Source organism: Pedobacter sp. G11 (assembly GCF_003860265.1).
In the GTDB taxonomy this organism is placed as follows: Bacteria; Bacteroidota; Bacteroidia; order Sphingobacteriales; family Sphingobacteriaceae; genus Pedobacter; species Pedobacter agri.
In genome coordinates, this window is record NZ_CP034190.1 from 812,890 (window position 1) to 826,224 (window position 13,335).

At 38.0% G+C, this 13,335-nt stretch carries 12 protein-coding genes; 5 read left to right on the top strand and 7 right to left on the bottom strand.

Going from position 1 to position 13,335, the window contains the following annotated elements; translation table 11 throughout:
• The first annotated feature begins 44 nt into the window (after positions 1–44).
• On the top strand, positions 45–914 hold the full coding sequence (locus EA772_RS03500; protein WP_124911190.1) for a carbohydrate kinase: 870 nt from the start codon (positions 45–47) through the stop codon (positions 912–914).
• 43 nt (positions 915–957) lie between these two features.
• On the opposite strand, the gene EA772_RS03505 is transcribed toward EA772_RS03500, so the two are convergent.
• Positions 958–1,911 (bottom strand): Smr/MutS family protein, encoded by a 954-nt coding sequence (locus EA772_RS03505; RefSeq protein ID WP_124911191.1) that lies wholly within the window; start codon positions 1,909–1,911, stop codon positions 958–960.
• 74 nt (positions 1,912–1,985) lie between these two features.
• Complete coding sequence (gene rsgA, locus EA772_RS03510) at positions 1,986–2,906, bottom strand: ribosome small subunit-dependent GTPase A (RefSeq protein WP_010599029.1); 921 nt, start codon at positions 2,904–2,906, stop codon at positions 1,986–1,988.
• 294 nt (positions 2,907–3,200) lie between these two features.
• Between rsgA and EA772_RS03515 the strand changes: the two genes are divergently transcribed.
• Complete coding sequence (locus EA772_RS03515; protein WP_124911193.1) at positions 3,201–3,650, top strand: GyrI-like domain-containing protein; 450 nt, start codon at positions 3,201–3,203, stop codon at positions 3,648–3,650.
• Between the two features lie 2 nt (positions 3,651–3,652).
• On the opposite strand, the gene EA772_RS03520 is transcribed toward EA772_RS03515, so the two are convergent.
• Positions 3,653–3,988 carry a hypothetical protein gene (locus tag EA772_RS03520; protein WP_124911195.1) on the bottom strand — a complete coding sequence of 112 codons (336 nt, stop codon included), beginning with the start codon at positions 3,986–3,988 and terminating at the stop codon, positions 3,653–3,655.
• A 756-nt stretch (positions 3,989–4,744) separates the two neighbouring features.
• On the opposite strand from EA772_RS03520, the gene thrA reads away from it, so the two are divergent.
• The 3 genes from thrA (at position 4,745) to thrC (ending at position 9,705) form a co-directional block, all read left to right on the top strand.
• A complete protein-coding gene (gene thrA / locus EA772_RS03525) occupies positions 4,745–7,195 on the top strand; it encodes a bifunctional aspartate kinase/homoserine dehydrogenase I (RefSeq protein WP_124911197.1) in 2,451 nt (816 codons plus the stop codon).
• Between the two features lie 157 nt (positions 7,196–7,352).
• Positions 7,353–8,315: a homoserine kinase gene (locus tag EA772_RS03530; RefSeq protein ID WP_124914968.1), complete on the top strand. Its 963-nt coding sequence runs from the start codon at positions 7,353–7,355 to the stop codon at positions 8,313–8,315.
• A 79-nt stretch (positions 8,316–8,394) separates the two neighbouring features.
• On the top strand, positions 8,395–9,705 hold the full coding sequence (thrC, locus tag EA772_RS03535; RefSeq protein ID WP_124911199.1) for a threonine synthase: 1,311 nt from the start codon (positions 8,395–8,397) through the stop codon (positions 9,703–9,705).
• A 102-nt stretch (positions 9,706–9,807) separates the two neighbouring features.
• Here thrC and EA772_RS03540 read toward each other — a convergent pair whose 3' ends face one another.
• From EA772_RS03540 to EA772_RS03555, 4 genes are all read right to left on the bottom strand, one after another.
• A complete protein-coding gene (locus tag EA772_RS03540) occupies positions 9,808–11,313 on the bottom strand; it encodes a glycoside hydrolase family 10 protein (protein WP_124911201.1) in 1,506 nt (501 codons plus the stop codon).
• A 144-nt stretch (positions 11,314–11,457) separates the two neighbouring features.
• Positions 11,458–11,877 (bottom strand): tail fiber domain-containing protein, encoded by a 420-nt coding sequence (locus tag EA772_RS03545; RefSeq protein WP_116169103.1) that lies wholly within the window; start codon positions 11,875–11,877, stop codon positions 11,458–11,460.
• A 65-nt stretch (positions 11,878–11,942) separates the two neighbouring features.
• Positions 11,943–12,245 (bottom strand): hypothetical protein, encoded by a 303-nt coding sequence (locus EA772_RS03550; RefSeq protein WP_124911203.1) that lies wholly within the window; start codon positions 12,243–12,245, stop codon positions 11,943–11,945.
• 119 nt (positions 12,246–12,364) lie between these two features.
• On the bottom strand, positions 12,365–13,318 hold the full coding sequence (locus tag EA772_RS03555) for a methylenetetrahydrofolate reductase (RefSeq protein WP_010599020.1): 954 nt from the start codon (positions 13,316–13,318) through the stop codon (positions 12,365–12,367).
• Between the last annotated feature and the right edge of the window lie 17 nt (positions 13,319–13,335).

A 13,335-nucleotide genomic window follows, 5' to 3' on the forward strand; every position in this document is an offset into this window, starting at 1 on the left:
GTTTTTTTCTCAAAATTGCTACCTTGCGAAACTTAAAATCTACTATGAAAAAATCAGTTGTGGCCATTGGCGAGATATTATGGGATGTTTTTCCTGAAGGTAAAAAAGCAGGCGGATCATCAATGAATGTGGCTTTAAATCTTCATAAACAAAATATCAACAGCCAATTTATCAGCGCAATTGGAGATGATGACAATGGAAAGGAACTCCTGGATTTCCTTAGTTCAAAAAATTATCCGATCGATTTAATTCAAAAAGGCAACAACTTGCCAACAAGTACCGTTGAGGTAAAATTAGATGACCAACACCAAGCGACATATACCATTGTAGAGCCTGTGGCTTGGGATGCTATTGAATTATCGGAAGAAGCTTTATTAGCTGTAACCCATACAGATGCCTTTGTATATTGCAGCTTAACATGCAGAAATGAAAAAAGTAAAAACACCATTCTAGCGTTATTAAAGCAGGCAAAGCTTAAAATCTTCGACATCAACCTTCGTCCGCCGTTTTATAATATTGATACTTTAAAATCATTGCTTAGCGAAGCTGATATTCTGAAAGTGAACGAACACGAGCTGGTATATTTAAAAGACGAACTTTCGCTAACCGGAAATACTGATGAACAGCTGCTTAAGCAACTGAGCCAGTTGTTTACAATAAAAATTATTTGCCTTACTGTTGGCGAAAAAGGTGCCTATGTATTGGAAAATGGCAAATTATACCATCACAAAGGTTATCAGGTTAAAGTGGCAGACACCGTAGGCGCAGGAGATTCTTTTCTGGCTACTTTTATCTCCAGTTATTTACAAGGTTTCCCTATAGATACTATTTTAGATAGGGCCTGCAAAGTTGGTGCTTTTGTCGCGTCTCAACCAGGCGCCAATCCAGATTATAGTAATGAAGTTTTTGATTAACAGCTAGCAGTTAACCGATTAAACAGCTAAAAACATTACGCCATTATTTAAAAACTACTTCGGTTGCCCCATAACCAAACTTTTCCTTACGTGCATCCATATAGGTTTTAATATGCGGATTTTTACTAATTAACTTATGGATTTTATCTCTAAGTGTTCCATTTCCAGAACCATGAATAAAAACCATTTTATCAAAATGGTGCACCACTGCAGCATCTAATGCATTTTGAAAATGATTCAGTTGTATTTGTAAAATCTCATCAGCTTCTAAAAAATGATGGTCATCTCTCAATTTTTCAATGTGAAGATCAATTTCCTTTGATGGTGCTTCAACAGTTCGTTTCTCGGCAGGTGATTTAAAGAAGCTTTCTTTCAGTTTTTGTGCATCAATGGTAATCGGTACAAGATCATCCAAACGAATTAACCAACCTTTGTTTTTCGATTGTGGCAACTCCTTCTGCTCTGTAGAAAAATCTTTTGCCCTGAATTTTTTCTGAATCACTAAAGGATCAACGGGTTTTACATCAGCTTTGCTAAAAACTAAAATCTGAAAGGTAAATTCTGGCCAGATATCTAAATCAGCTAATGATGCAGAATAGATTAAACTCGATTGGTAAGATTCAACTATACCGTGAAACAAACCTGAATATTTTTCCTTCTTCTCTGCTGTTAAACTAATCAAAAGCACATTGGGCGATTGATTTTGAAGATGGAAATGAACAACATTACCCGCTTTCTGATCAGTAGCAACGGCAACATAAATTCCATTTTCAATTTTACTGATAGAAGGAACGTTAACCTCAATTGGTTTGGGCGCATCAACTTCTTTGGCAGATACACCATGTCCATAAACTGAAGTTAAATTGCTAATTGCAACAGGAATCTCGAAACCATCTTCATCGGTAACGCCCAAAGTTTGGCTATCGATAATCTTGGTTACATATCCTTCACGTTTTTCATCAACAAAACGAACAAAATCTCCTAGTTTAAATTTCATAATTTATTTTTAACCGCAAAGGCACAAAGTACACAAAGATTTAAAAGTTATAAAAATTTAATTGTGCTTTAAGCTTAATGTCGCGTATCGTTATTGTGATAAATACTCAGATAGCTTTCATAACGCGAAACGGCAATATCTCCTTCATTCACTGCCTCAATTACGGCACAGCCAGGCTCATTTACGTGTCTGCAATTATTAAAACGGCAGTGGTGAGAAGTTTCGAAAATTTCCCTGAAAAAATGTCCTAATTCTTCTTTTTCGATGTCGATTACTCCCAATTCCCTGATTCCAGGTGTATCCACAATGAAACCGCCTTGCGGCAATTCAAACATTTCTGCAAAAGTGGTAGTGTGCTGCCCTTTGTCGCTCCAGTCAGAAACTTCGCCGGTACGCAAATCACGATCAGGCAATAACGCATTAATTAAGCTCGATTTTCCAACACCTGAATGCCCTGAAATTAAAGTAATTTTATCGGTTATTAACTCTTGAATCACGGGAATATTAATGCCTTTTAAGGCCGAAACTTCATAACACGGATAACCGATTTTCTCATAAATTTCTTTAAAATCCTGCAGGATTTCTAAACCTTCCTTACTAAATAAATCCAGCTTATTGAATACCAAAACTGCCGGCACATCGTAAGCTTCGGCCGTAACTAAAAAACGATCTATAAAACCTAATGAAGTTCTTGGCGAAGCCAGTGTGACCAGCAAAATCGCCATATCCAGGTTGGCAGCAAGGATCTGCGCCTGCTTACTCAGGTTAATTGATTTGCGGATAATGTAATTTTTACGGGGCAACAGCTCGTTTATCAAACCCTGATTACTGTCCTTTTCCAGATCAAATTTAACACGGTCGCCAACTGCAATCGGGTTGGTCGTTTTAATTCCTTTAATTCTGAATTTGCCAACAATCCGGCAGTCGTAACGTTTGCCATTATCGGCCAAAACGCTATACCAACTCCCGGTAGATTTAATAATTAAGCCCTGCATATTTGAAAACAAAGGTATGAAAAGGATGGAAGATGTAGGCGGTAAAAGTAGAAGATGATTTAGAATGATTTGGAAAGCAAAACCTATGTTTCATTTTAACGTTAGTCCTGCTTTTCGCTTTACTCCGCTGCGCTCCGTGTTCGCTACAATCAGGTTTAGAAACAAAAGATTTTGCAACAAGTCTCATCCAATTTATCATCGTGATCTGTCGAAGGGTAATAATATAAAAAGTTCTTCGACAAGCTCAGACTGACAACATCATTGAAAACGTTATCTTCGCTAAAAACCTATCCCATGGAAAACTTCAAAATTATTGGCATCTCTACTGAAACAACAAACCAGAATAATCAGGCATCAACAGATCTAGGTAAGCTTTGGCAACGATTCTACACTGAAGAAATCTCAAATAAAATTCCAAATAAAGAAAGCAACGATGTTTACGCTATCTATACTGATTACGAAAGTAATTACACAGGAAAGTACAGCACCATTATCGGCCATCGGGTAACTACTTTAGCGGATATTCCTGATGGTTTGGTTGGTAGAGAAATTAAAAATGATAGACTTATAAAATATACGGCGAAAGGTGAAATGCCTCAAGCAGTTGTAGAAACCTGGCAGGAAATCTGGGCAAACGACATTGCTTTATACAGAACTTATAATGCAGATTTTGAAGTTTATGGAGCGAAATCTCAACTAGGAGCAGCATCTGAAGTGGAGATTTATATTGGGGTAAGAAGTTAAGCCTAAGCTTTTTCGAAATAAGTTTTTAACCGTTTATATTCTTCTCTGGATTTAGATTTCTTAATGGTTACAACCACAACGCCATTAACCGCCCGGACTCCATATAGCGCCGTTGCTTCCGCATTTTTTAAAATTTTTATGTCTTCGACTGTTTCAGGTCTAATCAATCTTTCTTGTGAATGATTTAAAATATAGCTCTTCTTTTTTAATACAACGATCCAAAGTGCTTGATTTTCTGAGATTGTTGCATAACACCTCATTCTTATTACTGGTGTGGATTGAGGATAAGTATGGATACTAAAAGTCAAAAGGAATAAGAGAAAGAAAATGAATTTCATGTAATTTTTTTTATTAATGATTCTCAATTGCTTGCTATTCCATAACTACCGACTTAACCTTTCTGTCTTACTCAGGAAAATCTAAATTTCTAACCATTAGAACGATAAAACTCAAATAATTCCACAAACCAGGTTTAATTAAACCTGACAGACGCGGAAATACTTTTTTTTAGCAGCAGCCATTAATAAACTGTCAGGCTGAGGCACGAAGCATTGTAGCCGATGAATTGGTTTCCCCCTGCCTCAGCCTGATGGAAGTTAAAAAAAGATTGTAGCAAATGGCAGGACTGCTCCAGCCGAAGATTACTGATTCAGCTTTTCTAAAATTATCTCCATTGAATTAACCGCTCCGCCTGCGGGCACACCTCCTTGAAAAAAGGATGGAAGTTTGGTCCAACTTATGAAAACCCATATTAGTTTTCGGTTCAAAACATGCTATCATTTCATCTGGTTAATCGTTTTATTAAAATATTTTTAAATAATTTTCAAAAACATTTGCATTTTAAAAAAATAATCTTCTACTTTACGGTGTACAAAGTACACCAAGAACATGAATTTTAACACATCAATTATTACAACGATTATTATTACCACCGGAGAAAATCAGGGAGGCTAATTTGTTGTAAATTGAAAAAAGATAAACACAGAAAGCGTCCCGACACAAATCGGGGCGCTTTTTTTTTAAACCAAAACCCATTGAAACTTTACAAAATAATTAACAAGCAAAAGTGTAAGATTCATTAAAACTAAAAACTGATGAAAGTATTAAAATTCGGCGGCACATCCGTAGGTTCGGCCGAGAACATTAAAACGCTGCTAAACATAGTAGCAAAAGAAAAATTACAAAGCAATCCGGTAGTTGTATTATCGGCAATGAGTGGGGTAACCAACTTGCTAACCGACATGGCAGAGAAAGCCGAACGCGGTGAAAGTTACGATGCCGGCCTAAAAGAGATTGAGGCAAAACATTTTGCAGTAATCCGTTCACTTTTACCAGCAGCAGCGCAAAACCCGGTTTTTACCCGCTTAAAAATATTTTTTAATGAGCTAGAAGATCTGTTGCAGGCTGTAACCAACCTTAAAGAGCTGAGTCTGCAAACGAAAGATCAGATTTTAAGTTATGGCGAACGCTGCTCATCTTTCATGATTGCACACATTGCCTCGCAACAATTGCCAGAAGCTTTGTATGTTAATGGTTCAGAATTTATAAAAACCGACAGCAATTTCGGGCAGGCAAAGGTTGATACCGAATTGACTGAAATGTTGATTAATGATTTTTACCAGGCTCATAAAGAAAAGGTACTTTTCGTAACTGGTTTTATCGCCAGCAATGCCGCTGGCCGCGTTACTACATTAGGTCGTGGTGGTTCTGATTACACAGCTGCAGTTTGGGGTGCGGCTTTAAATGCAGAAGAAATCGAAATCTGGACCGATGTAAACGGCATGATGACGGCCGACCCTCGAATTGTAAAAAAAGCATTTTCTTTACCCGAATTGAGTTATACCGAGGCAATGGAGTTGAGTTATTTCGGAGCGAAAGTAATTTATCCGCCAACGATGATTCCGGCTTTCATGAAGAAAATTCCGCTTGTTATTAAGAATACTTTTCAGCCTGATTTTGCAGGAACCTATATTAAAAGCGATGTAAAAACATCTAGCTTACCCATAAAAGGTATTTCTTCCATCGACCACATCAGCATCATTAATTTAACTGGCAGTGGTATGGTTGGCAAAGCTGGTTTTAGTGGGAGATTATTCTCTTTACTCTCTCGCGAGCAAATTAATGTAGTGCTGATTACACAATCTTCATCAGAGCATAGTATTACTTTTGCAATTAAACCAACTGATGCCGGGCAGGCAATTGCTTTAATTAAAAAAGAATTTGAGTTGGAACTGGACGCCAACAAACTGGCCTTACCAGAGGTTGAAAATAATCTTGCCGTTTTAGCCATAGTTGGCGAAAATATGAAACGCACACCAGGTATGAGCGGACGATTATTCAGTGCTTTAGGCAGAAACGGTATCAACGTTCGGGCTATTGCACAAGGATCTTCCGAGTACAACATCTCGGTGATTATCAGTAAAGATGATTTATCAAAAGCCGTTAATGCTGTTCACGATGCCTTTTTTACTGATTTGAAACGTACCCTGAATATTTTCTGTTTGGGAACCGGAAATATCGGTAAAACGTTATTCAACCAATTGAAAGAGCAAATGCCATTTCTTGCGGCAAATAATGATTTACAAGTTAAAGTTGCGGGAATTAGCAATACCCGTAAAATGATTTTCAAAGCAGAAGGGTTATCGCTTGAAGATTGGGAGAACAATTTAGATAGCAACGGCGAAACAGCTGATTTGTCACTTTTTGTAGAGCGAATGAAATCGATGAATTTGCCAAACTGTGTTTTCGTTGATAATACTGCAGCAGAATCGCCAATTGAATATTACCAAAGCATTTTCGAAAGCAGCATTTCCGTTGTTACCTGTAACAAAAAAGGAAACTCGGCCGACTTTGCTCAGTATAAATCTTTTAAAGATACGGCCCGCAAATTTGGTGTAGATTTTTATTATGAAACCAATGTTGGTGCAGGTTTACCAATCATCCGTACTTTAAGAGAATTGATGATGAGTGGTGATAAAGTTGCCCGCATTGAGGCGATTTTATCTGGAACGATTTCTTACATCTTTAATAACTTTAAAGGTGATGCCGGTTTTTATGAAACGGTTAAAGAAGCGCAGGAATTGGGCTATACCGAACCAGACCCACGTGATGATTTGAACGGAAAGGATTTCATGCGTAAAATGTTAATTCTGGCTCGTGATGCTGGTTATCCTTTGGAAGCTGCCGATGTTAAAATCGATAATATTTTGCCCGAGGCTTGTTTAAATGCCACTTCAGTAGAGGATTTTTACACTGAACTGCAGAAAAACGCTGCTTATTTTGAAGACTTAAAAAACCAAGCTGCAAATGGCGGAAAAGTGCTCCGGTACATTGGAAAGCTCGAAGATGGTAATGTAGAAATCAGTCTGCAAATGGTTGATGACAGCCACCCGTTTTATATGCTTTCAGGTAGTGATAATATCATATCATTTACAACAGACAGGTACAAATCTCGCCCATTGGTAGTAAAAGGTCCGGGTGCAGGTGCAGAAGTTACCGCCGCCGGTGTTTTCGCTGACATTATAAATGTTGGGCAAAATCCATAAACAATCCCCTGTCCTCTAAAGGGCGAATTACAGGCGAGATGGAAATGGGGAATGATAAAGTAACCTAACAAATTAACAAAATAGCCCAAGACCTCAGTTTTGGAAAAAATAAATAATCATGTCAAATAATAATACAAACCCTGTTGAAACATTGGATATGAACAATGGAAAGCCAAAAGACCACTTTAGGGGATTGGGGGTTAGAGTTTTCGCTCCGGCAACTGTTGCCAACGTTGTGTGCGGTTTCGATGTCCTAGGTTTCGCTGTAAATGAACCTGGCGATGAAGTCGAGATGCGTTTAACGGAAACACCAGGAGTAGTTATTAAAAAAATCACTGGCGATGACGGTCGCTTGCCTTTAGATGCAGCGAAAAATACAGTTAGCGCAAGCGTTCAGCACTATTTACAACACATTAACCGCTTGGATGTAGGCGTTGAAATCGAGTTACATAAAAAGATGCCAATCGGTAGCGGATTGGGTTCAAGCTCTGCAAGTACCGTTGCCGGTTTATTTGCCATCAATAAGCTAATGGGCGACTTATTAACACCAAAAGAGCTGGTTCCTTTTGCTATGAAAGGTGAAGAATTAGCCTGTGGTTATGGCCATGCAGATAATGTTGCACCCGCCATTTTAGGTGGATTTGTTTTGGTTAGAAGTTACGAACCACTCGATGTAATTTCTTTACCAACACCAGCTGGAATGTATGCGGCAATTGTTTATCCCGAAGTTGATGTACCGACTAAAGATGCCCGCCAGATGATTCGCAGCAAAGTATTTTTAAAAGATGCAGTTACCCAATGGGGAAATGTTGCAGGCTTGGTTAGCGGACTATTTATGAATGATTTCGATTTAATCGGCCGAAGTATGAAAGATGTTTTGGTAGAACCAACCCGCTCCATCCTCATTCCAGGTTTTGAAGAAATGAGAAACATTGCCATGGAAAATGGTGCAATTGGCTTCGGTATTTCAGGTTCAGGGCCATCCGTTTTTGCCTTAACCAAAGATGAAGAAACAGCCAGGAAAATAACTAAAGCACAACAACAACATCTTCACAAGATTAACATTAACAGCAAAGCTTATGTTTCATCGGTTAACGCCGAAGGACCAAGAGTAATTTAAATGAGTAAAAGCTTAAAGTAAAGGGCAAGGTTTAAAGCACCGAAACCCTAAACCTTAAGTTCTAAACCTTGAACCAGCAATGAAACTATATTCAACCAATAATAAAAATTTACGTGTTTCTTTTAAAGAAGCCGTTTTTAACAGTATGCCCCAGGATAAAGGCTTGTATATGCCTGTAGAAATTCCTCATCTTGATGCAGATTTTATTAAGAACATTGAAAACTTTTCTCTACCAGAAATTGCCTATAAGGTTGTCTCAACTTTGTTGAAGGATGAAATTCCAGCGGATGATTTAAAGGCATTAATTGATGATGCGATTAACTTTGAGGCGCCAGCCGTAAAGCTTGATGATAAAACTTTTGTGCTTGAACTGTTCCACGGACCATCTTTAGCTTTTAAGGATTTTGGTGCTCGTTTTATGAGTCGTGTAATGTCTTATTTCCTTAAAGATGGCGAGCAGTTATTGGACGTATTGGTGGCCACATCTGGCGATACCGGTGGTGCAGTTGCTTTGGGTTTCTTAGGGGTGCCAAACACAAGAGTAACTATTCTTTATCCAGAGGGAAAAGTGAGTCCGATACAGGAGTTGCAATTAACTACAAACGGACAAAACATTAGGGCGATTGAAGTTAAAGGAACGTTTGATGATTGCCAGGCATTAGTGAAACAAGCTTTTGCTGATGAGGAACTGAACGCGAACTTCCGTTTAACTTCTGCAAACTCAATTAATATTTCGAGGTTAATTCCGCAGACTTTCTATTATTTCAATACCTATGCACAACTAAAAAGACAGGGCTTGAATGATGTGATTTTTTCCGTTCCAAGTGGAAATTTTGGAAACATTGGCGCAGGTTTATTGGCTTACAAACTTGGCTTACCAGTGAAACAATTTATTGCTGCCACCAACATTAATGATACCGTTCCTCGTTTTCTGGAAACCGGTGTTTATGAAACCAAACCATCAACCCAAACCTATTCAAATGCAATGGATGTTGGCGCACCCAGCAACTGGATTCGCATTATGGATTTGTTTGATGAAGATGTTGAATCCTTAAAAAAAGTGGTTACATCTTATCGCTTCAACGATGAAGAAACACTAGCCGGCATCAAAGAAATCGATGAGAAATTTGATTACGTTGCTTGTCCGCATACCGCCATTGCTTATTTAGCCATTGAAAAATTCAGGCAAGAAAACCCTGAAGATGAAAGTGCCGCGGTGTTTTTATCAACGGCTCATGCTTGCAAATTCCCAGATATTTTTCCGGTGGATATTGCTGCCAAAATCGAAATTCCAGAGCAGGTTACCGCGTTAGAAAGCAAGCCACAGCATGCTGATCAATTGGGTATCGATTTTGAAGGATTTAAAAATTACCTATTGAACAAAGCTTAGCTCTGAAATTCATGGAAATTAGTCGAGGTTGCAGATCTTGGCCAACACATCCAGATGCTAGTCGGGATGACAAATCCTGACTAGCATCTGGCTTTTAATCCTTTATAAAACTTGCTCAATTTTAATTTCACTCTCATTGCCAGTCCTGTCAATTGCTGTAACAGCTATACTTTGTAACTCCTGTTTGATTAATTTAGCCGCATCGGCAAATAAAACCTTTGGAATTTGTAGAAACCTGCTTTTATAATTTAAAATCGTGTAACTCCATTTGCCACCATAATTGGTGTAAACAATATATTTGAAGTCATCTTTCTTATTAGCAGGCTTCCATTTGATGTATAAGTCAGCCTCTCTATTTTCGGTTTCCACTTTCGGCGACAAGGGCTTATCATCATCTAACCAAGGAGAAGCAGGCACCAATGCTTCGTTTTTGTAAGGACCTTTCAATAAGTCTCTACGCAAACTTTCATGTGTTACCAACGCGGCAATACTCCAATGGGCAGCACCAGGTGATTTTGGTAAAATGCCTCTTGTAATCATAATCTGGTTGATAATTTCGTCGCTATTTTTGTCTCCTCCGCCAATGCCACTGTTCATTCCGGGCCAAAGGTGGCGCTGTTTGGTGTTTTCTGATTGCCACCAGCCCAACAACACCGGGAAACTTTGAGGAATGTTATTTACCTGCCAGTATAACTGAGGCATAAAGTAATCTATCCAGCCTTCATTTAACCAGAGCTTAGCATCAGCATATAATTTGTCATATTGATCAAAACCTTTGATAGATTCTGGAAATCCTGGCCGCCAGATACCAAATGGACTAATACCAAATTTGACATGTTTTTTTTCGTCTTTAATAATTTTATAAACCCTTTGGATGAAGATATTTACCTGCGCTCTCCTCCAATCTCCAACAGCCAGCTTGCCTCCCTCCTGCTGGTATTGAGCGTAGCTTGCTGAATCCGGAAAATCTGCTCCGCCATTGTATTCCGCATACGGATAAAAGTAATCGTCGAAGTGTACGCCATCTATATCGTATCGCTTTACAATATCTTTCACCACATTCGCAGATAAATCCTGAGTGCCTTTTTTTGATGGATCAAGCCACCAATAACCTTGCTTCAGTTTATAAACCAGCTCTGGATATTTTTTAACAATCGATGATTCCGAAGGTTGCCCACCGGAGATATGGTGTGCCCGATATGGATTCAACCAGACATGCAATTCCAATCCACGTTCATGTGCTGCATCTATCCAAAATTCCAATGGATCGTAATATGGTTTTGGCGCCTGACCTTGAACGCCTGTCAGAAAATATGACCAGGGCTCTATATTACTTTTATATAAGGCATCAGCCTGTGGCCGGACCTGGAAGATAACCGCATTGAAATTATTTTTCTTCAATAGATCTAATAAAGCAATAGCTTCATCTTGTTGTTGCTGCGTCGATAAACCAGGCTTGCTAGGCCAGTTTATATTGGCAACTGAAGCCACCCATGCTGCCCTAAATTCTCGTTCTGGAGTTGGAATTTGTGGAACTGAAACCTGAGCTTTTGTGCAAAAAAAACCAACTAATAAAGTCAGCAATAGAAGTAGATGTTTATTGAACATAAATTAAAATTGAGTGATAAACATACTGGATTTATGTCTTTCAGCCTAAAATTATTTTAAATTCTCATCTTTTTTAGGTTTGGCAAAATAAAAAAAGGCTGGAATTATTAAACTCCAACCTTTCAACTATAAAACTAAACCTAATTATTTTGAAGCTTGAGATTTTAATGATCTCAGTTCACTTTTCAACTCCTCAATCTGCTGTTGCTGTTCTTTAATACTCCCTACCAACAAAGGGATTAAACTTTCATAATCAACTTTAGTAAGCGTTGCCGAATTATAAGCGTTTTTACCTGCCGGATATTGTTTTGCCTGTACCGCTACAACAGATGGAACTGCTGCTTTTGCATCAGCACCCACAAACCCATATTGTGAGGTGGAAGGTAGTTTGAGTTTTTCTGCCCATGCCTTATCATAATTAAAGCTTACGGGTTGTAATTTAGAAACCATCTCTAAAGAATTATTTACGGGTTTCACGTTTGTTTGTGCCACTTCTTGTGCACTGATTTTTAAGGATGCAGCTATTAAAAATACTGCAAAACCGAATGAAATTGCTCGTTTCATATGATTATATATTTAGATTAAAAATGGATTACCCTATAATAAGGGATGATTTTAGAAAGTAATTTCTAAATGGAAGGAGGAGGTGTTAAAACCTCAGGAAAATAGCTTAATTTATTAAAGTGATTGGGAATAATCACTTTAGCAGGCATTTCGAATACCGAAACAGCATTATCAATCATCAAAAAATCTTGAGCAAAATACTCTGTTTCAACTTTCTTTTCTTCTTTTTCTGTAGCATCATCATTTGATGATACGTTTTCGATATCAACTGAAGCATAACTTAAATACGATAAAACGCTGCCCAGCTTTAAAAATAAAGCGATTGCCAGGCAAAGAATTAAGATATATTTAAAACCATTACACTTCATTGTTACAAATATAAGTTGTACGATTTAAATAACAAACATTGAGTGTTAATGTTCTGTAACAAAATGAAAAAACCCATTTGTTTTATACAAACAGGTTTAAAAATTTTCATTTTTTAAGATTAAAATATCGCTCTGGCAATTTGACGCGTTTGTTCTGGCCTGCCCATAGTGTAGAAATGCAAAACGGGGGCACCAAAATCTATTAATTCTTTACACTGTTTAATCATGGCCTCGGTTCCTATTTCCTTTGCTTCAGCGTTACTTTTTGCATGAGCTAATGCATCAGTTAATTCATCTGGCAAATCAATATGAAATATTTTAGGCAAAACATTTAGTTGTGTAAGTGTACTAATTGGTTTTAATCCTGGAATAATAGGCACATTAATGTCGTTCTCACGGCACTTTTTAACAAAGTCGAAATACTTCTGATTATCGAAAAACATCTGGGTTACAATAAATTCAGCACCCATGTCCACCTTTTTTTTCAAATATTTGAAATCGGCATTCAAATTAGGTGCCTCAAAGTGCTTTTCCGGATAACCTGCCACGCCGATACAGAAATCACTTTTAAATGTCTCGATATCTTCATGAAGAAACTTGCCTTCATTATGATTTTTAATGTGCTCAATTAAATCAGTAGCATAACAATGTCCGCCTTTAGTTGGAATAAAGGCAGTATCGGCAGCTCGGGCGTCGCCACGCAGCGCCAAAACATTGTCGATTCCCAGAAACTGTAAATCGATTAGTGCATTTTCAGTTTCTTCTTTGGTGAAACCACCACAAATTAAATGCGGAACGGCATCGATTTTATATTTATGAATGATTGCTGCACAAATGGCAATGGTTCCCGGACGCTTGCGGTAAGAAACTTTTTGCAGCAAACCATTTTCCTGCTCTTTATAAATGTAATCTTCTCTTAGCGAAGTGACATCGATAAATGGCGGATTAAATTCTAATAACGGATCAATGGCATCGTAAATCCACTGAATACTTTGCCCTTTAATCGGCGGCAATAGTTCAAAAGAGAATAATGCTTTGCCATTTGCGTTTTTTATATGATCTGTAATCTTCATTTGAGTTAAATGTTGTG

Excerpts from the sequence above, each read along its gene's own strand:
- EA772_RS03500 (WP_124911190.1), top strand. The coding sequence starts at position 45 with ATGAAAAAATCAGTTGTGGCCATTGGCGAGATATTATGGGATGTTTTT.
- EA772_RS03505 (WP_124911191.1), bottom strand. The coding sequence starts at position 1,911 with ATGAAATTTAAACTAGGAGATTTTGTTCGTTTTGTTGATGAAAAACGT.
- rsgA (WP_010599029.1), bottom strand. The coding sequence starts at position 2,906 with ATGCAGGGCTTAATTATTAAATCTACCGGGAGTTGGTATAGCGTTTTG.
- EA772_RS03515 (WP_124911193.1), top strand. The coding sequence starts at position 3,201 with ATGGAAAACTTCAAAATTATTGGCATCTCTACTGAAACAACAAACCAG.
- EA772_RS03520 (WP_124911195.1), bottom strand. The coding sequence starts at position 3,988 with ATGAAATTCATTTTCTTTCTCTTATTCCTTTTGACTTTTAGTATCCAT.
- thrA (WP_124911197.1), top strand. The coding sequence starts at position 4,745 with ATGAAAGTATTAAAATTCGGCGGCACATCCGTAGGTTCGGCCGAGAAC.
- EA772_RS03530 (WP_124914968.1), top strand. The coding sequence starts at position 7,353 with ATGAACAATGGAAAGCCAAAAGACCACTTTAGGGGATTGGGGGTTAGA.
- thrC (WP_124911199.1), top strand. The coding sequence starts at position 8,395 with ATGAAACTATATTCAACCAATAATAAAAATTTACGTGTTTCTTTTAAA.
- EA772_RS03540 (WP_124911201.1), bottom strand. The coding sequence starts at position 11,313 with ATGTTCAATAAACATCTACTTCTATTGCTGACTTTATTAGTTGGTTTT.
- EA772_RS03545 (WP_116169103.1), bottom strand. The coding sequence starts at position 11,877 with ATGAAACGAGCAATTTCATTCGGTTTTGCAGTATTTTTAATAGCTGCA.
- EA772_RS03550 (WP_124911203.1), bottom strand. The coding sequence starts at position 12,245 with ATGAAGTGTAATGGTTTTAAATATATCTTAATTCTTTGCCTGGCAATC.
- EA772_RS03555 (WP_010599020.1), bottom strand. The coding sequence starts at position 13,318 with ATGAAGATTACAGATCATATAAAAAACGCAAATGGCAAAGCATTATTC.